This window comes from Herbaspirillum sp. NPDC087042 (genome assembly GCF_044745245.1).
Lineage (GTDB): Bacteria > Pseudomonadota > Gammaproteobacteria > Burkholderiales > Burkholderiaceae_D > Herbaspirillum.
The window spans coordinates 79,167-98,351 of the sequence record NZ_JBIUZW010000018.1; the positions used below are offsets into that span (position 1 = coordinate 79,167).

Genomic DNA, 19,185 nt, shown 5'->3' on the forward strand with positions numbered 1-19,185 from the left:
TGCGCATGCATGTTCTTGGCAAGGCCGGTCTCACCCTGGCGGGCGTCGCCCTGATCATCGGTGGGCTGATGGCCTGTTCGCCACTGGCGGCCATCAATGCCGTAACGCCCTCGTCCACCTATGTCAAGACCGAGGGAGTGGCCTATGGCGGCAGCGACAACCCACGTCAGAAGCTGGACATCTACCGGCCCGCAAAGCCGCCCGCCGATGCCGCGCGGGGCTTGCCGGTGGTGGTGTTTTTCTACGGCGGCAGCTGGAACGAAGGCAGTCGCAAGGACTACGCCTTCGTCGGCGAAGCCTTGAGTTCGCGCGGTTTCATCGCCGTGTTGCCGGACTACCGCCTCTATCCTGAAGTCCGTTATCCCGACTTCTTGACGGACTGCGCCCAGGCCGTGGCCTGGACGCTACGCTCGGTGCGGGCCTTGGGGGGCGACCCGCAGCGCGTCTTCGTCATGGGGCACAGCGCCGGTGCCTACAACGCCGCCATGCTGGCCCTGGATGCGCGCTGGCTGCGCCAGGCCGGCAGCTCGCCGGCCGACTTGCGTGGCTGGATAGGGCTGGCCGGTCCCTATGACTTCCTGCCCATCGACAATGCCGACGTCAAGCCGGTCTTCTTTGCCCCGGATTCGCCGCCTGATTCCCAGCCGGTGCGGCATGTCCAGGCCGGTGCGCCGCCGGCGCTGCTGATCGCCTCGCACCAGGACAAGCTGGTCTCGGCCGAGCGTAATACGGCCGGTCTGGCGCGCTTGCTGCGCGCCCAACAGGTGCCGGTGGTGGAACGCTATTTCGATAATACCTCGCACGCCTCGCTGGTAGGGAGCCTGGCACGCCCACTGCGCCTGCTTGCCCCCACGCTGGACGAGGTCAGCCAGTTCATCACCGCCCCGCCAGATCGGGCGCCAGCCCCATGACCGGTGACCTCTTCGCCGGCCTGGCCCGCGAGCCCAGTGTGGAGCCCATTGTCGATGGTGCGCTGCTGCTGCGTGCCTTCGTCGACGAGCAGGAGCAAACACGCCTGCTGCAGGGGATCGCCCTGGTGCTGGACGCGTCGCCCCAGCGCCACATGCAGACGCCGGGCGGCTTCCGCATGTCGGTGGCCATGAGCAATTGCGGCCAGCTCGGCTGGGTCACGGACCGGCGCGGCTATCGCTACCAGCCCATGGATCCCCTGAGCGGGCAGCACTGGCCGCCGATGCCCGAGGCTTTCCTGGCGCTGGCCACGCGCGCGGCGGACGCGGCCGGGTTTGCCAATTTCGTCCCCGATGCCTGCCTGGTCAATCGCTATGAACCCGGTGCGCGCATGTCGCTGCACCAGGACCGCAACGAGACCGACATGACCCAGCCCATCGTCTCGGTCTCGCTGGGCTTGCCGGCCACCTTCCTCTTCGGCGGCCTGGCCCGCAGCGACAAGCCGCGCCGCATGCGCCTGGAAAGCGGCGACGTGGTGGTCTGGGGCGGACCGGCGCGGCTGGCCTTCCATGGCATCGATCCCTTGGCCGAGGGCGAACATGCGCTGACCGGGGCTTGCCGCTACAACCTCACGTTCCGCCGCGCGGGCTAGCGCCCGATCCGCGCAATCCCACCGCCAGGCCACCCACGATGGCCAGGGCGCCGACCACCATCGACACCGACAGGGGTTCCTGCAAGACCCAGGCCGAGGCGATCACGCCAAACAGCGGCGACAGGGCATTGAGCATCAGGGCCCTGACGCCCAATCGCGCCACCACCCAGTTGAACAGGGCCACGCTGACAATGCTGACCAGCAGGCCGTGATAGGCGCTCTGCAACAGCAAGGCCGGCAGCGGCTTGGCGAAGGTCTGTCCGCCCAGCCAGGGGAGCGCCAGCAGCATGGCGCCCAGCGAGAGCACCTGGGTCAGGGCCACGGCGTCCAGCGGGGCGATCTTCCAGCTGCGGTTGAGCACCAGATACCACGCCCACATGAAGGCCGACAGTACGAACAGCAGGTCACCGCGCCACGCGCCGGCCGGGGCCAGGCCGCCGCTGGCGAGGATGGCGTTGGAGCCGACCAGCACCAGGCCCGCCAGCAGGAGCAGCACGCCCCATAGTGAAAACCGCTCACGCTGGCCGAACACGAAGCGGCTGATCGCCATGCCGAACAGCGGTGTCAATGCCGGATGGATCAAGGCGCCGTGCGAGGCCGGGGCATAGTTGACCCCGCCCACCAGGACCAGGCTGAACAAGGGGCCCGACAGCAGGAACAGCACCAGCCCACGCGGCCAGCCGACGCCGCAGGCATCGGCCAGACCGCGCTTGCAGGCGTAGGGCAGGATCAGCAGGCCGCTGGTGAGATAGCGCACCAGGGTGGCATCGTAGGGGGTGAGGCCTTGCTGGAAACCATAGCGCGAAATCACGGGCTGGATGCCCCAGATCAGCGCGACCAGGATGCCGGAGAGTATCGGTGGATTCATGTGGGGAGCCTTCATCAAAGCCAGCACAGTAGAGCAAAGGGGCTTTGACTGACTTTCGATCAGCGGTCAATAATATTCGAATCTACGCCATCACATCCCTGGACCATGCCGACCCAGCCCCACACCTCGACTTCCCCGGTCAAGCTGCCGATCCACCAGGTCGATGACATCGCCCGACCGGTGGTGGTGGCGGGCGCCGACTATCCCGGCGGCTCCCTGCAGGCCTGGCACAGCCATCGCCGGGCGCAGCTGCTGTTCGGGCTGGGCGGACTGATGCAAGTGGTCACGCAGGACGGCGCCTGGGTGGTGCCGCCGCAGCACGCGGTATGGATTCCCTCGGGGCGCGAGCACCAGAGCCGCATGCTCTTGCCGGTGACCACCTGCAGCGCCTTCGTGGAACCCGACCATGTGCCGCGCAATGCGGCCAGCTGCCAGGTGCTGGAGGTCGGGCCCTTGCTGCGCGAGTTGCTCATCGAGGCGACCCGCATCGATCCCCGCTACGAACCGCACAGCCGGGAGGAGTACCTGATGCGGCTGTTGCTGGAAGAGATCGGTCGCGCCCGCGAGATTCCGGTGCATGTGCCGCTGCCGCAGGACGAGAAGCTGGGCGCGTTGTGCCGGGCCTTCATGATGGAGCCCTCGATCCAGTCACGGCCCGGCCAATGGGCCGAGCGCTTGCACATGAGCGAGCGCACCTTCAACCGCAAGTTCCTGGCGCAGACGGGCATGGGCTTCCAGCAGTGGCGCCTGCGCGCCTGTATCGTCAATGCGATCTCGCGACTGGCGCTGGGGCATGCGGTCACGGTGATTGCCTATGACCTGGGCTATGAGCGGCCGGCGGCCTTTTCGACGATGTTTCGGAAGATGACCGGACATGTGCCGTCCGCCCATCCGGCGGCGCAGGGTGATGCCAGACGTGGGCGCTAGCGGTGGCGTGGCAGCGTAAGGCTTGTCCATTCGTTAACAGTGGGAAATATAGGCTTTTTCCTTCGTGATACCCGGCCTGATTTGAGGTAAATTGGTCGGTCATCGTACGACTAGATGGCCGTTCTCCCTACCTCGGGTAGCAGGAGAGCGGTTGGAGACAGGGAGAGGGCGCCATGGCGCGAGACGTCCGCACGACGCCCCCACCCATGCAGCCGCCCCAGGGCAGCGCTGCACACATAACGAAAACTCAATTTGGGAAGCGAGAACATGTCTTTTCTGGAAAATCTGCGGGTCTCGGCCCGTCTTGCATTGCTGTCGGCGCTGTTCGTGGTGGCCATGCTGGTGATGGTCAGCTGGGGTATCTTCAGCCTGCACGGCATCAGCGCCCAGGAGCGGCAGATGTACCAGGAGCGCATTGCGCCGATGCAAAAACTCAATACCGCCGCACTGGCCATGGCCATCCATTTCCGGCGCGGCTATTCCTACATCTATCCCAACGCCGGCGACCCCAAGTCGCGCATCGGTACCCGGACCCTGAACCAGAAGGCCGAGGCGCAGATCCAGGAAGCCTTTGACTACCTTCAGGGCGCCGAGAAGAGCCCGGAGCTGGAGCCGCTGGTGGTGGCGATGAACCAGGCCTGGCCGGCCTACCGGGAATCCTTCCAGCGTCTCATGGACAAGGCCGACCAGGATGATGTGCCGGGCGCCCTGGCCGAGCTGCAGAAGACCACCGACCCTGCCCACGTCAAGCTGCGCGACGTGTTCCTGCAGATCGTCAAGCAATATGACCAGGCGGTCCAGGACCGCATCAGCCGGTCGGCCGAAAGCGCCGATCGCACGGCCTGGTATCTGGTGGCGCTGCTGGGCGCCATGATCCTGGTGGGGGTGGTCGTCAGCGTCCTGATCCAACGTTCCTTCACGCGCCAGCTGGGCGGTGAGCCCCTTTATGCCGTGGCCATCGCCCAGGCCATCGCCGATGGCGATCTGGCTGGCCGGGTCAAGCTGCGCCAGGGCGACCAGGGCAGTGTGCTGGCGGCCATGGAGAGCATGCGGCTACGCCTGTCGCATCTGGTGCAGGAGGTCTACAAGAGCTGCCACGCCATCGACACCGGCGCCTCCGAGATCGCCGACGGCAATCTGAACCTGAGCCAGCGCACCGAAGAACAAGCCTCCAACCTGGAGCAGACCGCCGCTTCCATGGAGCAGCTGACCGGCTCGGTGCGGCAGAATGCCCAGACCGTGGGCGAGGCCGTCCAGCGTGCCGGCGATGTCAGCCAGGCCGCCAGTCATGGCGGCGATGCGGTCGCGGGGGTGGTCGAGCTGATGGGGGATATCGCCTCCAGTTCCGCCCGCATCAAGGAGATCATCGTCGTGATCGATGGCATCGCCTTCCAGACCAATATCCTGGCCCTGAATGCGGCCGTGGAAGCGGCGCGTGCCGGCGAGCAGGGGCGCGGCTTTGCCGTGGTGGCCTCCGAGGTGCGCACGCTGGCGCATCGTTCGGCCCAGGCGGCGCGCGAGATCAAGAGCCTCATCGAAGACAGCGTGGACAAGGTCGACAGCGGCTATGCCAAGGTGCAGGAAGCCTCGCAGGCCATCAGCGGCGTCGTGAGCCAGGTGCGCCAGGTCGCGACCCTGGTCACCGAGATCGGGGTGTCCACCCAGGAGCAGACCCAGGGCATCGCACAGGTAGGAACGGCGGTGGAACAACTGGACAACGTGACCCAGCAGAACGCGGCCCTGGTGGAGCAGTCGGCGGCGGCGGCGGAGAGCTTGAGCGCCCAGGCCAGCAAGCTGGTGGAGCTGATGCAGGTCTTCAAGCTGCCGTCTGGCGTCGAGCCGCGGGATGAAGCGGCGGGCGTGGCTATGGCGGCCAGGCCGTCAGCGCGCCTGGCAGTGGCTTAAGTTCGGCCGCCATCCGCGCATAAAAAAAGCCGGAGCATTTCGCTCCGGCCAACCATTCTGCGAGGGATGCAGAAGAGACAGACGTCAGAACCAGCCCGCTCAGGCGCCGGCCAGGCGCGGTGCCTGGGCACGGCCCGACGAACTCATGTAGCGCGCCACCGACAGGTCTTCGTGGGCGATGGCGGGGCGGCGGCCGGAGATCAGGTCGGCCAGCAACTGGCCCGAGCCGCAGGACATGGTCCAGCCCAGCGTGCCGTGGCCGGTGTTGATGTAGAGGTTGGACACCGGCGTGGCGCCCACCACCGGAGTGCCGTCCGGCGTCATCGGGCGCAGGCCGGTCCAGAAGCTGGCCTGGGCGGTATCACCGGCGCCCGGGAACAGGTCGTTGACCACCAGTTCCAGCGTGGCGCGGCGCTTGGCCTTCAGGGCGGTGTCATAGCCGACGATCTCGGCCATGCCGCCCACGCGGATGCGGTCGTCGAAGCGGGTCACGGCGATCTTGTAGGTTTCGTCGAGGATGGTCGAGACCGGGGCCGCCTTGGCATCGGTAATGGGCACGGTGATCGAGTAGCCCTTCAGCGGATAGACCGGGATGGCCGGCACGCCCGGCACATCGGCCAGCAATTGCGGCGAGTAGGAGCCCAGTGCCACCACGTAGCGGTCGGCCTGCACCAGTTCGCGGCCGCAGACCACGCCGGCGATTTCACCGCCGGCCATGGCCAGGGCGTCGATGGCCACGTCGTAGCGGAACTTCACGCCGATCTGCTCGGCCATCTTGGCCAGGCGGGTGGTGAAGAGCTGGCAGTCGCCGGTTTCGTCATTGGGCAGGCGCAGGCCGCCGGTGAGCTTGCCGCGCACCTTGTGCAGCGCCGGTTCGGCGCCACCGAGTTGTTCCGGAGAGAGCAGTTCGAAGGGGACGCCAGCTTCCTGCAGCACGGCGATGTCCTTGGCCGCGCCATCCAGTTGTTCCTGGGTGCGGAACAGTTGCAGCGTGCCTTGCTGGCGACCTTCATAGGGGATGCCGACATCGGCGCGCAGGTCGCGCAGGCAATCGCGGCTGTATTCGGCCAGGCGCACCATGCGTTCCTTGTTGACGGCGTAGCTGTCGGCATTGCAGTTGCGCAGCATCTGCCACATCCAGCGCAGCTGGTTCAGCGTGCCGTCAGGGCGGATGGCCAGCGGGGCATGTTCCTGGAACATCCACTTCAGGGCCTTGAGCGGGATGCCGGGAGCGGCCCAGGGCGAGGCATAGCCCGGCGAGATCTGGCCGGCGTTGCCGAAGGAGGTCTCCAGCGCCGCGCCCGGCTGGCGGTCCAGCACCGTGACGTCGTGGCCGGCGCGGGCCAGATACCAGGCACTGGTGACACCGATGACGCCGCTTCCAAGAATGACCACTCGCATGGCAGAACCCCCGTTTGTTCGATGGCGCAGGCAGGCGCCGCTGGATTAGAAGATTCAGCTATGATATTGGCGATTAACTAGCGTTTGTTTGTGTATTTATTGGCCGTTTCATTAATAATTAACGTCAATCTTTCAAAAACGGGAAAAACCCATGCGTACCCAGCAGCAATCCATCCGCACCCTCGACAAGCTCGATCACCGCATCCTGGCGGTGCTGCAAAAGGACGGCCGGATTTCCATGAAGGAGCTGGGCGAGCAGGTCGGCTTGTCGGTCACGCCCTGCATCGAACGGGTGCGCCGCATGGAGCGCGATGGCGTCATCACCGGCTATTACGCGCGCGTCAATCCCGAGACGCTGGGGGCGACCCTGCTGGTGTTCGTGGAGATCACGCTGAACCACAAGTCGGGCAACATGTTCGAACAGTTCCGGCGCGAGGTATTGCGCATTCCCGAGGTGCAGGAATGCCACCTGGTCTCGGGCGACTTCGACTACCTCATCAAGGCGCGCATCCGTGGCATGGCCGAATACCGCAAGCTGCTGGGCGACATCCTGCTGCAGCTGCCGGGCGCGGCACAGTCCAAGAGCTATGTGGTGATGGAAGAGATCAAAGAAACCCTGGCCCTGCCGCTGGATGATTGAGCGCAAACAGGGCGCAACTATAGGCGGGCGGGCGATGCGCGGACTTGCGCCAGTTGCTTGAAAGAGACTGTACTTGATTCCGGCATGCGTTCCTGTACATACTGGAATGCGTTGACGTGTCCTAGACTTCAGACACTGGAACCATTCCGTAGTCTCCCGACCCGCACATCATGCCTTCCAAACCAAGAATCGAGCAATACAATCAACCCGCAGGCGGCTGGGGCGCGCTGAAGTACGTCGCGCTGAACCTGGTCAAGGAACACGTCGCCGACGGCAAGGGCATCCGCACCCTGCTGTCGCAGAACCAGCCTGACGGCTTCGATTGCCCCGGTTGTGCCTGGCCGGACCGCGAGCACACCTCCACCTTCGAATTCTGCGAAAACGGCGTCAAGGCGGTGGCCGCCGAGGCCACCAAGAAGCGCGTCACGCCCGAGTTCTTCGCCCAGCACACCGTGGCCGAGCTGATGCAGCAGTCCGACTATGAGCTCGAAGAGCATGGCCGCCTGACCCATCCCATGGTCTACGACGCCGTCTCCGACAAGTACCAGCCGATCGAATGGGCCGATGCCTTTGCGCTCATGGGCCGTCATCTCAATGCCTTGCCCGATCCGGACATGGCCGACTTCTATGTCTCCGGTCGCGCCAGCAACGAGGCGGCCTTCCTGTTCCAGCTGTTCGTGCGCCAGTACGGCACCAACAATTTCCCCGACTGCTCCAACATGTGCCACGAGCCCACCAGCGTGGGCCTGCCGGGCACGGTCGGCATCGGCAAGGGCACCGTGCTGCTGGATGACTTCGACCTGTGCGACACCATGTTGCTGTTCGGCCAGAATCCGGCCACCAACCACCCGCGCATGATGGGCGAGCTGCGCCACGCCTCCAAGCGCGGCGCCACCATCGTGGCCATCAATCCGTTGAAGGAACGCGGCCTGGAACGCTTTGCCGATCCGCAGAGCAAGGTCGAGATGCTGACCATGGGCAGCACCCGGATCAGCTCCATGTTCATCCACCCCACGCTGGGCGGTGACCTGGCGCTGATCAAGGGCGTCATCAAGCGCACCATCGAGCTGGATGATGCAGCCAAGGCGGCCGGTGCCGAGCGCGTCATCGACGTCAATTTCATCGAGGAACACACCGCCGGCTTCGAGGAATTCGCCGCCCAGGCGCGTGCCGAGAGCTGGGACGACATCATCGCCGAGTCCGGCGTTTCGCGTGAGGACATCGAAAAACTGGCGCAGGTCTACGTCAAGGGCCGTGCCGTCATCGCCACCTGGGGCATGGGCCTGACCCAGCACAAGCATGCGGTGGCGACCATCCAGCTGCTGTCGAACATGATGATGCTGCGCGGGAACATCGGACGCCCCGGCGCCGGCCTGTGTCCGGTGCGTGGCCACTCCAACGTGCAGGGCGACCGCACCGTGGGCATCGACGAAAAGCCGACGCCAGCCTTCCTCGATCGTCTGGAACAGGTGTTCGGTTTCAAGGCCCCGCGCCATCACGGCAATGACACCGTCGGCTCGGTCATGGCCATGCTGGAAGGCCGCACCAAGGTCTTCATCGGCCTGGGCGGCAACTTCGCCATGGCTACGCCCGACACCCCGCGCACCTTCGAGGCCATGCGCTCCTGCAACCTGACGGTGCACATCACCACCAAGCTCAACCGCAGCCACCTGGTGCACGGAAAGGACGCCCTGATCCTGCCGACCATGGGCCGCACCGAGATCGACGTGCAGAAGTCCGGTCCGCAAGGCGTGACGGTGGAGGACTCGATGAGCATGGTGCACGTCTCCTACGGCATCAACAAGCCGGCCTCCGAGCACCTGATGTCGGAGACCGCCATCGTGGCGCATCTGGCCGAAGCCACCATGAAGTCGCGCAACAACGGCCCCAAGATCGACTGGCTGTGGTACGCCGAAGATTATTCACGCATCCGCGATGCCGTCGAGAAGGTGTATGACGCCTTCAAGGGCTACAACGAGCGCATCACCAATCCGGGCGGCTTCCACCTCGGCGTGGCCTCGCGCGACCGCGTCTGGAAGACCGGCAGCGGCAAGGCCAACTTCATCGTCCATGACATTCCCAAGGACACGCCCATCCATCGCGCCCGCGCGATCCATGGCGAGAAGCTGCTGACCCTGATGACGACTCGCTCGCACGACCAGTACAACACCACTATCTATGGCATGGACGACCGTTATCGCGGCGTGTTCGGCCAGCGCCGGGTGGTCTTCATCCATCCGCAGGACCTGCAGATGCTGGGCCTGAAGGATGGTGAATGGGTCGATATCACCAGCGTCTGGGATGACGGCGTGGAGCGTCGTGCCGATGGTTTCCTGCTGGTGGAATACGACATTCCGCGCGGTTGTATCGGCAGTTACTATCCCGAGACCAATCCGCTGGTGCCGCTGGAAAGCTTTGCCGACCAGGCCCGTACGCCGACCTCCAAGTCGATTCCGGTCTTGCTGTCGCGTTCGGCGGTGCAGCGCGCGGCGGCGTAAATGGGGGAGACCGTGATGGACAGCGAAACGCCCGCCACCGAGGATGCCGGCTTGCAGGCCAGGGCGCAGCAGATGGGCGTACCGCCCGAGGTGCTGCTGATCGTCGAGACCCTGCAGCTTGACGCCGAGGAGAAGGCGGGCGGCGCGCTGTCGCTGGCGCGGCTGTCCAAGCGCACGCAGCTGCGCATGAGCACGCTGCGACGCTTCCTCTCGGCGCTGGAAGAGGCCGGCGTGGTGGGCGTGGAAATGAACGAGGATGGTACTGGCAGCGTCAGCTTGCTGGTACCGCCGCAGTAGGTTTTACCTGTGGAGCGCCTCGGCGGTGGCGCTCCGTGGACGACATCACACCGCCAGTTCCTGCACCAGCTTGCCCACCAGTTTCAGGGCCTGCTCGATCTCCCGCGACCACGGATAGCTGTAGTTGAGCCGGATGAAATGGCTGTAGCGGTTGGTCGCCGCAAAGATACGCCCCGGCGCCACCGTGATGCCCAGCGCCAGGCTGCGGCGGTACAGCTCCATCGCATCCACGCCCCCGGGCAATTCCACCCAGAGTACATAGCCGCCTTCCGGTTCCGACACCCGCGTGCCGGCCGGAAAGAAGCGCAAGACGAAATGCCGCATCAGCTCGCGCTGCTGGGCGAAGCTGCGTCGCACCCGCCGCAGGTGGCGCTCGTAGCCGCCCTGGGTCAGGTATTCGGCGATGGCGCGCTGGGGCGCGGCGGGGGTAGCCAGGGTGTTCAAGAACTTGAGTTTTTCGACCTGGTCGCGGTAGCGCCCCGGTATGGCCCAGCCGATGCGGTAGGCCGAGGTCAGGCTCTTGGAGAAGGACGAACAGTGCAGCACCAGGCCCTCGCGGTCGTAGTTCTTCAGCGAAGAGGGATGGGCGTTGCCGTAATACAGCTCGCTGTAGACGGCGTTTTCGATCAGCGGCATCTGGTGCTGCTCGGCCAGGCGTACCAGTCTTTGCTTTTCGCTGTCCGGCATCTGGAAGCCCAGCGGGTTCTGGAAGTTGGGCATGACCATGCAGGCCGCCACCGGCTGCGTCTTCATCCGTTCTTCCAGGGCGCCGACATCGATGCCGCGTTGCGCATCGGTAGGAATTTCCAGGGCCCGCATGCCCAGCCGTTCGATGGCGTGCAGCATGGCGTAGAAGGTCGGGGTCTCCACCGCGATGGTGTCGCCGGGACGGGCCACCGCCTGCAAGCAGAGATTGATGGCCTCGGTGGCGCCGACGGTGACGACGATTTCCTCGGGGTCGACCTTCAGGCCGTTTTCCAGGTAGCGGCGGGCGATCTGGCGCAACAGCTCGGGGTGTCCCGGTGGCAGGTCATCGAACACGCTGGACTGGCTGGCGCTGCGGGCGATGCGGCCGGCGTATTGCGCCAGCCGCTGCGAGGGAAACAGCGCCGGATTGGGGTAGGGCGAACCCAGCGGGACGGTGCCATCCTGCTGGATGGTCTTGAGCGTGGCCAGCACCAGCCGGCTGACGTCGACTTCGGTGGATTCCTGCCAGGCCGGGTGATCGTCGGGGGCGCTCGCCTTGGGACGGGGGGCCGGCTTGCCGCTGACTTGCACCTGCTCACGTACGAAGTAACCCGATTGCGGATGGCTTTCGATGATGCCGCGGCTTTCCAGCAGTTCATAGGCGCGCACCACGGTGGTGACACTGACCTTGTGCTGCTGGCTGGCAATGCGTACCGAGGCGATGCGTTCGCCCGGATGCAGCACGCCTTCGCGGATCGAGGTGGCCAACTGCTCGGCGAATTGTTTGTAGAGAGGCGTGACGGCCATGGAGCGGGAATGTGGGGGGTGTTAGAGTGATTGCTTCGCATTTTACAAGGACGGCGCCATGATCACCGTGCATCACCTGAACAACTCGCGCTCCCAGCGCGTCCTGTGGCTGCTGGAGGAGCTGGGCCTGGAGTACCAGATCAAGTTCTACCAGCGCGATCCCAAGACCATGCTGGCCCCGCCGGAGTTGTTGCAGGTGCATCCGCTGGGCAAGTCGCCGGTCATCACCGATGGCGATGTGACGGTGGCCGAATCGGGCAACATCGTCGAATACCTGCTGGAGCGCTATGGCGCCGACAGCGGCCTGCTTCCCGCCCCCGGCACCCCCGAGCGCCTGCGCTACCGCTACTGGCTGCACTTCGCCGAAGGCTCGGCCATGCCCTGGCTGTTGCTGGGACTGATCTTCAGCAAGATGCCCAAGGCCGTGCCGGCATTGATCCGCCCGATTGCCCGCATGATCTCGGACGGCATGCGCAGCCGCCTGGTGGCACCGCAGCTGGAGCGCCAGCTGCGCTACATGGAGGCCGAGCTGGGCAAGGATGGCTGGTTTGCCGGCAAGGCGATCAGTGGCGCCGATATCCAGATGAGTTTCCCGGTGGAGGGCTTGCGCGCGCGTGGCGGGCTGGATGGGCGCTATCCCAATCTGCTCAGGTTCCTGGAAACCATCCATGCGCGCCCCGCCTACCAGCGCGCGCTGGAGCGCGGCGGTCCCTACGAACTGTTGCGCTGACGCCGGCCGACCTTAGGCCGGCAGCTGCACCAGGGCGCGCAAGCCGCCCTCGTCACGGTTGTGCAGGGCCAGACGTCCGCCATGGGCTTCGATGCAGGAGCGGGCGATGGCCAGCCCCAGGCCGACGTGGTTGACCTGCTGGCCGCGATGGCGTGCCGGATCCAGGCGTACGAAGGGTTTGAAGACCTCTTCCAGATGCTGGGCATCGATGCCCGGGCCGTCATCATCGATGCTGATGTGGATGGCGCCATCGGCTTGCGGCAGCAGTGACAGGCGCGCCCGCTGGCCGTAATGGGCGGCGTTGTCCGCCAGGTTGGAGAGGGCGCGCTTGAGATGCACCGGGCGGCAGCGATAGGGCAGGGGCAGCGATGGCGCCTGCGCCAGCCGGACATCGCGACCCTGCGCGACCTGTTCCTCGACGATCCCGCGCATCAGCGCCTGCAGGTCGATCTCCTGCGTGGCTTCGCCGTGGGCATCGTCGCGGGCGAAGCGCAGGGTTTCTTCCACCATCACCCGCATCTCGTCCAGGGTGCGGATCATCGCCGCTCTCAGCATCTCATCGTCCACCAGCTCGGCGCGCAGGCGCAGCGAGGTGATGGGCGTGCGCAGGTCGTGGCTGATCGCGGCCAGCATGCGGGTGCGATCCTCGACGAAGCGATGCAGGCGTTGCTGCATCAGGTTGAAGGCACTGGTGACTTCGCGCGCCTCCAGTGGACCGGTGACGGGGAGCGGGGCGACCTGTTCGCCATGGCTGACGCACTCGGCGGCCTGGGCCAGCGCCTTGATGGGACGCAGGATGCGGCGCAGGAACACGGCCACGATCAGCAAGACCGGCAAGGTGCTGACCGGCACCGAGAAGCGCAATGGTCGCAGCCAGCCCTGCGAGAGCACCGGATGCTGCAGGGTCGTGAGCCACAGGCCCGCGGGGGTGCGCAGGGCGATGCGCAAGTCGGCCGGAGCATCGTCGGGCTCGAACAGGCTGATGCGGATCGCTTCTGGCGGCAAGTCCAGCAGGGCTTGCAGCCGGCTGGCGAGGATCTCCTGGTCGCGGCCATCCTGATGCGTTTCATCGATGTCCGGTACCGAGGTCAAGCGGTAGCTGTCAGTGGCAGGACTGGCCACCGCCAGGGCTTGCCTGGCCTGTTCCGGCGGCAGTGTCGCCAGCCGCCAGGCCAGGGCTGCCTGTGCGGCCATCTGGTCGCGCGAGATGACGTGGATGCGCTCGCCATTGGTGAGCACTACCGACAGGCCGATGGCATGCGCCGCCACCAGCCCCAGCAGGAGCAGGGCCAGCAGCTGCCCGGTCATGGTACGCGGCCACAGCCGCCACGGTCTCCTCGGTGTCATGAGGGGGACGCGTCGGTACTGACCTGGGCGGCCAGCAGATAGCCGTTGCCCCAGATGGTCTTGAGCAGGCTGGGCTTGCGTGGATCGGATTCGAGCTTCTTGCGCAGGCGGCTGACCTGGCTGTCGATGCTGCGGTCGAACGCCAGTGCCTCGGTGCCGGCGGTCAGGTCCAGCAGGCGATCGCGCGAGAGGACGGTGTTGGGATGCTCCACCAGTACCCGCAGCAGCCGGTACTCGACGCTGGAGAGGGTGACGCTGGCGCCTGCGCTGTCGAGCAGTTCGCGTCGTTCCACATCCAGGGTCCAGGTATCAAAGAGGTAGCGACGTACCGGCAGCGGCAGCGACAGCACCGGCGCCGGCGCCAGTGCCGGGCCCGTCAACTGGCGCGCCAGCCGACGCAGCACGCTGCGGATGCGGGCCAGTAACTCCGGCGGATCGAAAGGCTTGACCACGTAGTCGTCGGCGCCGGTATCGAGGCCGCGAACGCGGTCGCTGCTGGCCGCCATGGCCGTCAGCAGGATCACCGGCGTGCCGAGGTGTTCACCGATGTGGCGGCACAGCGAAAGGCCATCCTCGCCCGGCATCATCACATCCAGCACCACCAGGTCGAATGCCTGCGCCTGCAGCAGTGCGCGCGCCTGCGCGGCGCTGAAGGCCATGCTCACCTGCAGGCCCTGGCGGCGCAGGTAGGCGGCCAGTGGCTCGCAGATATCGGGGTGATCGTCCACCACCAGGATGTGGCGTTGTGCCTGCATGTTCTTCCTTCCCTTGTGACCGGCGCGACAGCTTCCGGCTTGCCACACTTTGACAAACTTTTGTGGATTTTAAATGAATATAATTCTCATTTGCAAATCGACAGCAATCGACCAGGACCGATCCGGTCCGGCGCCATTCCCGTTCCGACGCGATATTGCAGGCCCCCAGAAGGCCCGCAGGGGGAGTGCTTGCGCCCGGATTCCGGCCGCGGTCGCACTGGCATCCACAAGGGGAATACCAACATGCACGCTCACACTCATTTCACGCCCACCCGCATGGCCGTCGCCGTGGCCGCCGCATTGGCCGCAGCATTGTCCATGCCTGCAGGCCTGGCCCATGCCGAGCAGGCGCAGCAGGGACTCAAGGAGGTGGTGGTCACGGCCACCGGCTTCGAGCAGGAAGTGGTGGATGCACCGGCCAGCATCACCGTCATCAAGCCCGAGGAACTGAAGAAGAAACCCTTCCGTGACCTCACCGATGCCTTGAAGGATGTGGAAGGCGTGACCGTCACCGGCACTGCCAGCGAGAAGGACATCTTCATCCGCGGCCTGCCCGGCGCCTATACGCTGATCCTGGTGGATGGCAAGCGCCAGAGCACGCGCGATGCGCGCACCAATGGCAATGCCGGCTTCGAACAATCGTATATTCCGCCGCTGGAGGCGATCGAGCGCATCGAGGTGGTGCGGGGTCCGATGTCCTCGCTGTATGGGTCCGATGCCATGGGCGGCGTCATCAATATCATCACCAAGAAAGTGGCGCGCAAGTGGGGTGGGGCGGTGAGCTTCGACACTACGCTGCAGCAGCATGGCGACTATGGCGATGCCTACCAGGGCCAGTTCTACCTCAATGGCCCGATTGCCACCGACGTGCTGGGCCTGCAACTGTGGGGCAAGGTCTACAAGCGCCAGGAAGACCGCATCCTCAACGGCAATACCAAGGCCCTCGATACCGACTTCACCGCCCGCCTGGCGCTCACGCCCAACAAGGATCACGACATCCTGGCCGAGATCGGTACCAGCCAGGTACGTCGCGACGGCTCGAACTATCACACCCTGGCCGCGACAGCGACCACTGCCGACACCTATACCGAGAACCCGCGCGACCACATGTCGCTGTCGCATACCGGCCGCTATGGCTGGGCCACCTCGGATGTATCGATTGCCTATGAAAAGGCGCAGCGCAAGAGCTATACCGAAAGCCCGGTCGGCAGCGACCGCTACACCCTGGCCACGCGTGCGCCCAAGATCGAGAACCTGGTCATCGATGGCAAGTTCTCCATGCCGCTGGAGGCACACTGGCTGGTGCTGGGCGGGCAGTGGAACGAGGCCAGGCTGACCGACGTCAATCCGGGCGTGAGCAGCACCATCACGCAGCAATTCAAGATCGCCCAGAGGGCCCTGTTCGTCGAGGATGAATGGAAGCTCACCGAGCGCCTGGCCCTGACCGGCGGCCTGCGCCTGGACAACCACGAGATCTACGGCAACCACTGGAGCCCGCGCCTGTATGCGGTCTGGCACGGCAGCGATGAACTGGTGGTCAAGGGTGGCGTTTCGCGGGGCTTCCGCGCGCCCGAGATCCGCACCATCGCGCCGGGCTATGCCTACACCACCGGCGGTGCCGGCTGCACCGTGGGGCCCACCGGTACCTGCGGCGTGATCATCGGCGACCCCAACCTCAAGCCCGAGACCAGCACCAGCTGGGAACTGGGCGCGCTGTGGGACAACAAGGCCGGCCTCTCGGCGGGCGCCACGCTGTTCTATACCGACTTCAAGGACAAGGTCAGCAATGCCCTGGTGTACAACGCCGATGGCTCGATTGCGCGCTGGTCGGCCAACAGCAACTATCGTCTCTGGACCAGCTACAACGTCGATCGCGCCACCATCAAGGGCATCGAGCTGACCGGTCGCTGGCAGGCCACGCGCAGCCTGGCCTTCAAGTCCAACTACACCTATACGGACTCGCGCCAGAAGGGCGGCAGCTATGACGGCTATGCGCTGGCACGCACGCCCAAGCACATGTTCAACCTGCGCGCCGACTGGACCCCAGCCGATGCCTGGACGCTGTGGAGCGCCTTCAATTACCACGGCAAGGAAGTCAATGCCGCCGCCCGTGTGGGGACCGCCGGTACCACCATCTCGTCCTCGGGCGTGAAGGAGTACAAGGGCTACGCGCTGGCCGACCTGGGTGTCACGCACGACATCAGCAAGCTCACCTCGGTCAGCGCGGCCATCTATAACCTGACCGACAAGCGCCTGGACGAGCAGAGCTTCAACACGGTCGGCGAAGGTCGCCGCCTGTGGGTCAGCCTGACGCAGCGTTTCTGATGCGCGGCGCCAAGCTGCAACGGCGGCGCCTGCTGGTCGCCGCGATGCTGGCGGGCCTGCCCGCGCTGGCCAGCGCCCAGCCGGACCTGTCACAGCCGCTGGGGCCGGGCATCGCCGAGCGCGGTTCGGCCTGGTATCGCTTCGAACGCCTTGACCTGCGCTCCGCCGATGGCCGGCGCGGCTACCGGGTGATGGTCGGCATCCCGCGCCAGGCGGCACCGGTGGCGGGCTATCCGGCCATCGTCCTGCTCGATGGCAATGCCGCGCTGGCCGCCATCGACGAGGCCCAGTTGCAGGACTTGCAGGCGGGGACGCCACCGGTGATCGTGGCCATCGGCTATGACACGACGCTGCGTTTCGATGTCACGGCGCGGGCCTATGACTACACGCCGCCTATCCCGGCCGGGCAGGTCGATGAAGAAACCCTGCGCGGACGACAGGGCGGTGGGGCCGATGGATTTGCCGCGCTGATCGAAGAGCGCATCCTGCCGCAGGTGCGCGCACGGGTGGCGCTGGATGACACGCGCCTGGCCGTGTGGGGCCATTCCTATGGCGGGCTGTTCGTGTTGCATACGCTGTTCACCCGGCCTGGGCTGTTCTCGCGCTATATCGCTGCCAGCCCGTCGCTGTGGTGGCAGCAGGGCGTCATCCTGGACGAGGAGCGCCGTTTCACCGGCGCCCCCGGCGCGCAATTGTGGGTGATGGTGGGCGAGGCCGAACAGCGCCAGCGCCGCAATACCAACGCGGCCGGCGCAGGGGATGCGGGGACGCAATCGGCCCTGGCGGCGCGCGCCGCGCTGCCGCCGCAGGCCTTGCCCGAGCTGCTGGCGCGCCTGCGCACGCAGCATGGCTTGCCGGTGCAGTGGCGCAGCTTCCCCGGCATGGCCCATGGCCCCATGCTGCCGGCGTCACTGGCACCGGCGCTACGCATTGCGGCTGGCCTGCCGCCCTGGCTGCAGCCCTGAAGGAGGCGGGAGGCGGTTTTGTATCGCCGTGTATCGCAAAGTAAAAGAGCCGTGAGGGAGGTGGTTTTGTTCAGCGGCGGCGTTATAATTGAGAATTATTATTATTTGCGAAGAGCCGCCGCGTTCGTTGCCCCCGATGAAGGATCAAGCCGCCATTCCCGTCAATCCGCTCGCAGACCAGCAGCGCCGCGCCTTCTGGCTCAAGCAGTTGCACCAGTGGCACTGGATCAGTTCGGGCCTCTGCCTGGTGGCGATGCTGGCCTTTGCCGTGACCGGGCTGACGCTGAACCATGCCGCCCAGATCGAGGCGCGGCCGCAGGTCAGCCATCGCACCACGCAGCTGCCCGAGAAACTGCTGGCACCGCTGCGTGCGCAGGCCGAGGCCGCCGACGGCAAGCGTGGCGGCAGCAAGGAACCCTTGCCACCGGCCCTGCGCCAGTGGATCGCCAGCGCGCTGTCGGTGACCGTGGGCGAGCAGGCGGCGGAGTGGTCGGCCGACGAGGTCTATGTGGCGCTGCCGCGTCCGGGTGGGGATGCCTGGCTGCGGGTGGCGCTGGAGCAGGGCCAGGTCGAGTACGAGAGGACCGATCGCGGCTGGATCTCCTACTTCAACGACTTGCACAAGGGCCGCAATACCGGGACCGCCTGGAGCTGGTTCATCGATGTCTTTGCGGTGGCCTGCCTGGTGTTTTGCGTGACCGGCCTGTTCCTGTTGCAGATGCATGCCGGCAAGCGCCCCGCGACCTGGCCGCTGGTGGTGCTGGGGCTGGTGGCGCCGCTGTTGCTGGCGCTGGTGCTGATGCACTGATTGATTCACTGATTTTTCCATTGAGCCGGTCAGGCACCGCGGTGTCTGCAGCCATTCATCCTGTTTCTCTTTAGCGAGGTCACATGAAGCGTAGTCAACGCGCACTGCTCAAACCGACCGCCCTGGCACTGGCCATGGCGGCGCTGTTTGCCCAGGCTATCCCGGCCGGGGCAGCCGAGATGAACCTGAAGATCGAGGTCCCGACCCTGAACGTGGCCGAGTACCACCGTCCCTACCTGTCGGCCTGGATCGAGCGTGCCGACCAGAGCGTGGCGGCCAACCTGGCGGTCTGGTACGACCTCAAGAAGAAGGACAAGGAAGGCGAGAAGTGGCTCAAGGACATGCGCCAGTGGTGGCGCCGCAGCGGTCGCGAACTGCAGATGCCCGTCGATGGCGTCAGCGGTGCCACCCGCGCGCCGGGCGAGCAGAAACTCAACTTCGGCAGTAGCAAGGGACCGCTGGCCGGCCTGGCTCCGGGTGACTACGTGCTGATGGTGGAGGCGGCGCGCGAAGTCGGTGGCCGCGAACTGGTGAAGCTGCCCTTCCAGTGGCCGCCCAAGGCCGCACAGGAAGCCCGTGCACAAGGCAGCAGCGAACTGGGCGCCGTCAGCCTGGACCTGAAACCCTGAGCCCGTCACAACCACACCCACAAGGAGGATTAGCC

Annotated in this window: 17 protein-coding genes; 12 read left to right on the forward strand and 5 right to left on the reverse strand. The window is 65.8% G+C overall.

Annotated elements, in window-relative coordinates; genetic code table 11:
* Positions 1 to 5: 5 nt before the first annotated feature.
* The gene (locus tag ACIPHN_RS21815; RefSeq protein WP_400440057.1) at positions 6 to 911 is read left to right on the forward strand and encodes an alpha/beta hydrolase; all 906 of its coding nucleotides are present in this window, start codon (positions 6 to 8) and stop codon (positions 909 to 911) included.
* Positions 908 to 1,561, forward strand: a complete 654-nt coding sequence (alkB, locus tag ACIPHN_RS21820; protein WP_400440060.1) for a DNA oxidative demethylase AlkB — start codon at positions 908 to 910, stop codon at positions 1,559 to 1,561. The genes ACIPHN_RS21815 and alkB overlap by 4 nt, the downstream gene beginning before the upstream one ends.
* On the opposite strand, the gene ACIPHN_RS21825 is transcribed toward alkB, so the two are convergent.
* Positions 1,539 to 2,429, reverse strand: a complete 891-nt coding sequence (locus ACIPHN_RS21825) for a DMT family transporter (protein ID WP_400440063.1) — start codon at positions 2,427 to 2,429, stop codon at positions 1,539 to 1,541. The genes alkB and ACIPHN_RS21825 overlap by 23 nt on opposite strands.
* Positions 2,430 to 2,534: 105 nt before the next feature.
* Here ACIPHN_RS21825 and ACIPHN_RS21830 point away from each other — a divergent pair, with 105 nt between their 5' ends.
* Together ACIPHN_RS21830 and ACIPHN_RS21835 are read left to right on the forward strand one after the other, a co-directional pair.
* Positions 2,535 to 3,356, forward strand: a complete 822-nt coding sequence (locus ACIPHN_RS21830) for a helix-turn-helix domain-containing protein (protein ID WP_400440066.1) — start codon at positions 2,535 to 2,537, stop codon at positions 3,354 to 3,356.
* A gap of 267 nt (positions 3,357 to 3,623) precedes the next feature.
* Positions 3,624 to 5,261 carry a methyl-accepting chemotaxis protein gene (locus tag ACIPHN_RS21835; RefSeq protein ID WP_400440069.1) on the forward strand — a complete coding sequence of 546 codons (1,638 nt, stop codon included), beginning with the start codon at positions 3,624 to 3,626 and terminating at the stop codon, positions 5,259 to 5,261.
* A 99-nt stretch (positions 5,262 to 5,360) separates the two neighbouring features.
* On the opposite strand, the gene ACIPHN_RS21840 is transcribed toward ACIPHN_RS21835, so the two are convergent.
* On the reverse strand, positions 5,361 to 6,662 hold the full coding sequence (locus ACIPHN_RS21840) for a D-amino acid dehydrogenase (RefSeq protein WP_400440072.1): 1,302 nt from the start codon (positions 6,660 to 6,662) through the stop codon (positions 5,361 to 5,363).
* Between the two features lie 151 nt (positions 6,663 to 6,813).
* Here ACIPHN_RS21840 and ACIPHN_RS21845 point away from each other — a divergent pair, with 151 nt between their 5' ends.
* The 3 genes from ACIPHN_RS21845 to ACIPHN_RS21855 all read left to right on the forward strand — a co-directional run bounded on the left by ACIPHN_RS21845 (position 6,814) and on the right by ACIPHN_RS21855 (position 10,097).
* Positions 6,814 to 7,302 carry an Lrp/AsnC ligand binding domain-containing protein gene (locus tag ACIPHN_RS21845; RefSeq protein ID WP_400440075.1) on the forward strand — a complete coding sequence of 163 codons (489 nt, stop codon included), beginning with the start codon at positions 6,814 to 6,816 and terminating at the stop codon, positions 7,300 to 7,302.
* A gap of 170 nt (positions 7,303 to 7,472) precedes the next feature.
* Complete coding sequence (locus tag ACIPHN_RS21850) at positions 7,473 to 9,800, forward strand: FdhF/YdeP family oxidoreductase (RefSeq protein ID WP_400440078.1); 2,328 nt, start codon at positions 7,473 to 7,475, stop codon at positions 9,798 to 9,800.
* 15 nt (positions 9,801 to 9,815) lie between these two features.
* The gene (locus tag ACIPHN_RS21855; RefSeq protein ID WP_400440081.1) at positions 9,816 to 10,097 is read left to right on the forward strand and encodes a helix-turn-helix domain-containing protein; all 282 of its coding nucleotides are present in this window, start codon (positions 9,816 to 9,818) and stop codon (positions 10,095 to 10,097) included.
* Positions 10,098 to 10,142: 45 nt separating this feature from the next.
* Here ACIPHN_RS21855 and ACIPHN_RS21860 read toward each other — a convergent pair whose 3' ends face one another.
* Positions 10,143 to 11,591 (reverse strand): PLP-dependent aminotransferase family protein, encoded by a 1,449-nt coding sequence (locus tag ACIPHN_RS21860; protein WP_400440083.1) that lies wholly within the window; start codon positions 11,589 to 11,591, stop codon positions 10,143 to 10,145.
* A gap of 58 nt (positions 11,592 to 11,649) precedes the next feature.
* Between ACIPHN_RS21860 and ACIPHN_RS21865 the strand changes: the two genes are divergently transcribed.
* A complete protein-coding gene (locus tag ACIPHN_RS21865; RefSeq protein ID WP_400440086.1) occupies positions 11,650 to 12,321 on the forward strand; it encodes a glutathione S-transferase in 672 nt (223 codons plus the stop codon).
* 12 nt (positions 12,322 to 12,333) lie between these two features.
* Here the strand turns inward: ACIPHN_RS21865 and ACIPHN_RS21870 are convergent, their stop codons facing one another.
* Together ACIPHN_RS21870 and ACIPHN_RS21875 are read right to left on the reverse strand one after the other, a co-directional pair.
* The gene (locus ACIPHN_RS21870) at positions 12,334 to 13,629 is read right to left on the reverse strand and encodes an ATP-binding protein (RefSeq protein WP_400440089.1); all 1,296 of its coding nucleotides are present in this window, start codon (positions 13,627 to 13,629) and stop codon (positions 12,334 to 12,336) included.
* 35 nt (positions 13,630 to 13,664) lie between these two features.
* Positions 13,665 to 14,423, reverse strand: a complete 759-nt coding sequence (locus tag ACIPHN_RS21875) for a response regulator (RefSeq protein ID WP_400440092.1) — start codon at positions 14,421 to 14,423, stop codon at positions 13,665 to 13,667.
* 243 nt (positions 14,424 to 14,666) lie between these two features.
* Here ACIPHN_RS21875 and ACIPHN_RS21880 point away from each other — a divergent pair, with 243 nt between their 5' ends.
* From ACIPHN_RS21880 to ACIPHN_RS21895, 4 genes are all read left to right on the forward strand, one after another.
* Positions 14,667 to 16,748: a TonB-dependent receptor domain-containing protein gene (locus ACIPHN_RS21880; protein WP_400440095.1), complete on the forward strand. Its 2,082-nt coding sequence runs from the start codon at positions 14,667 to 14,669 to the stop codon at positions 16,746 to 16,748.
* A complete protein-coding gene (locus ACIPHN_RS21885; RefSeq protein WP_400440098.1) occupies positions 16,748 to 17,713 on the forward strand; it encodes an alpha/beta hydrolase in 966 nt (321 codons plus the stop codon). The genes ACIPHN_RS21880 and ACIPHN_RS21885 overlap by 1 nt, the downstream gene beginning before the upstream one ends.
* A gap of 136 nt (positions 17,714 to 17,849) precedes the next feature.
* A complete protein-coding gene (locus ACIPHN_RS21890; protein WP_400440100.1) occupies positions 17,850 to 18,521 on the forward strand; it encodes a PepSY-associated TM helix domain-containing protein in 672 nt (223 codons plus the stop codon).
* 83 nt (positions 18,522 to 18,604) lie between these two features.
* Positions 18,605 to 19,150, forward strand: coding sequence for a DUF2271 domain-containing protein (locus ACIPHN_RS21895; protein ID WP_400440101.1), 546 nt, complete (start codon positions 18,605 to 18,607; stop codon positions 19,148 to 19,150).
* Positions 19,151 to 19,185 lie beyond the last annotated feature (35 nt).

What these genes read in the sequence shown, in the direction of transcription:
- ACIPHN_RS21835 (WP_400440069.1), top strand. Translation starts at nt 3,624, where the DNA reads ATGTCTTTTCTGGAAAATCTGCGGGTCTCGGCCCGTCTTGCATTGCTG.
- ACIPHN_RS21850 (WP_400440078.1), top strand. Translation starts at nt 7,473, where the DNA reads ATGCCTTCCAAACCAAGAATCGAGCAATACAATCAACCCGCAGGCGGC.
- ACIPHN_RS21880 (WP_400440095.1), top strand. Translation starts at nt 14,667, where the DNA reads ATGCACGCTCACACTCATTTCACGCCCACCCGCATGGCCGTCGCCGTG.
- ACIPHN_RS21825 (WP_400440063.1), bottom strand. Translation starts at nt 2,429, where the DNA reads ATGAATCCACCGATACTCTCCGGCATCCTGGTCGCGCTGATCTGGGGC.
- alkB (WP_400440060.1), top strand. Translation starts at nt 908, where the DNA reads ATGACCGGTGACCTCTTCGCCGGCCTGGCCCGCGAGCCCAGTGTGGAG.
- ACIPHN_RS21895 (WP_400440101.1), top strand. Translation starts at nt 18,605, where the DNA reads ATGAAGCGTAGTCAACGCGCACTGCTCAAACCGACCGCCCTGGCACTG.
- ACIPHN_RS21840 (WP_400440072.1), bottom strand. Translation starts at nt 6,662, where the DNA reads ATGCGAGTGGTCATTCTTGGAAGCGGCGTCATCGGTGTCACCAGTGCC.
- ACIPHN_RS21885 (WP_400440098.1), top strand. Translation starts at nt 16,748, where the DNA reads ATGCGCGGCGCCAAGCTGCAACGGCGGCGCCTGCTGGTCGCCGCGATG.
- ACIPHN_RS21815 (WP_400440057.1), top strand. Translation starts at nt 6, where the DNA reads ATGCATGTTCTTGGCAAGGCCGGTCTCACCCTGGCGGGCGTCGCCCTG.
- ACIPHN_RS21875 (WP_400440092.1), bottom strand. Translation starts at nt 14,423, where the DNA reads ATGCAGGCACAACGCCACATCCTGGTGGTGGACGATCACCCCGATATC.
- ACIPHN_RS21870 (WP_400440089.1), bottom strand. Translation starts at nt 13,629, where the DNA reads ATGACCGGGCAGCTGCTGGCCCTGCTCCTGCTGGGGCTGGTGGCGGCG.
- ACIPHN_RS21855 (WP_400440081.1), top strand. Translation starts at nt 9,816, where the DNA reads ATGGACAGCGAAACGCCCGCCACCGAGGATGCCGGCTTGCAGGCCAGG.
- ACIPHN_RS21845 (WP_400440075.1), top strand. Translation starts at nt 6,814, where the DNA reads ATGCGTACCCAGCAGCAATCCATCCGCACCCTCGACAAGCTCGATCAC.
- ACIPHN_RS21830 (WP_400440066.1), top strand. Translation starts at nt 2,535, where the DNA reads ATGCCGACCCAGCCCCACACCTCGACTTCCCCGGTCAAGCTGCCGATC.
- ACIPHN_RS21865 (WP_400440086.1), top strand. Translation starts at nt 11,650, where the DNA reads ATGATCACCGTGCATCACCTGAACAACTCGCGCTCCCAGCGCGTCCTG.
- ACIPHN_RS21860 (WP_400440083.1), bottom strand. Translation starts at nt 11,591, where the DNA reads ATGGCCGTCACGCCTCTCTACAAACAATTCGCCGAGCAGTTGGCCACC.
- ACIPHN_RS21890 (WP_400440100.1), top strand. Translation starts at nt 17,850, where the DNA reads ATGAAGGATCAAGCCGCCATTCCCGTCAATCCGCTCGCAGACCAGCAG.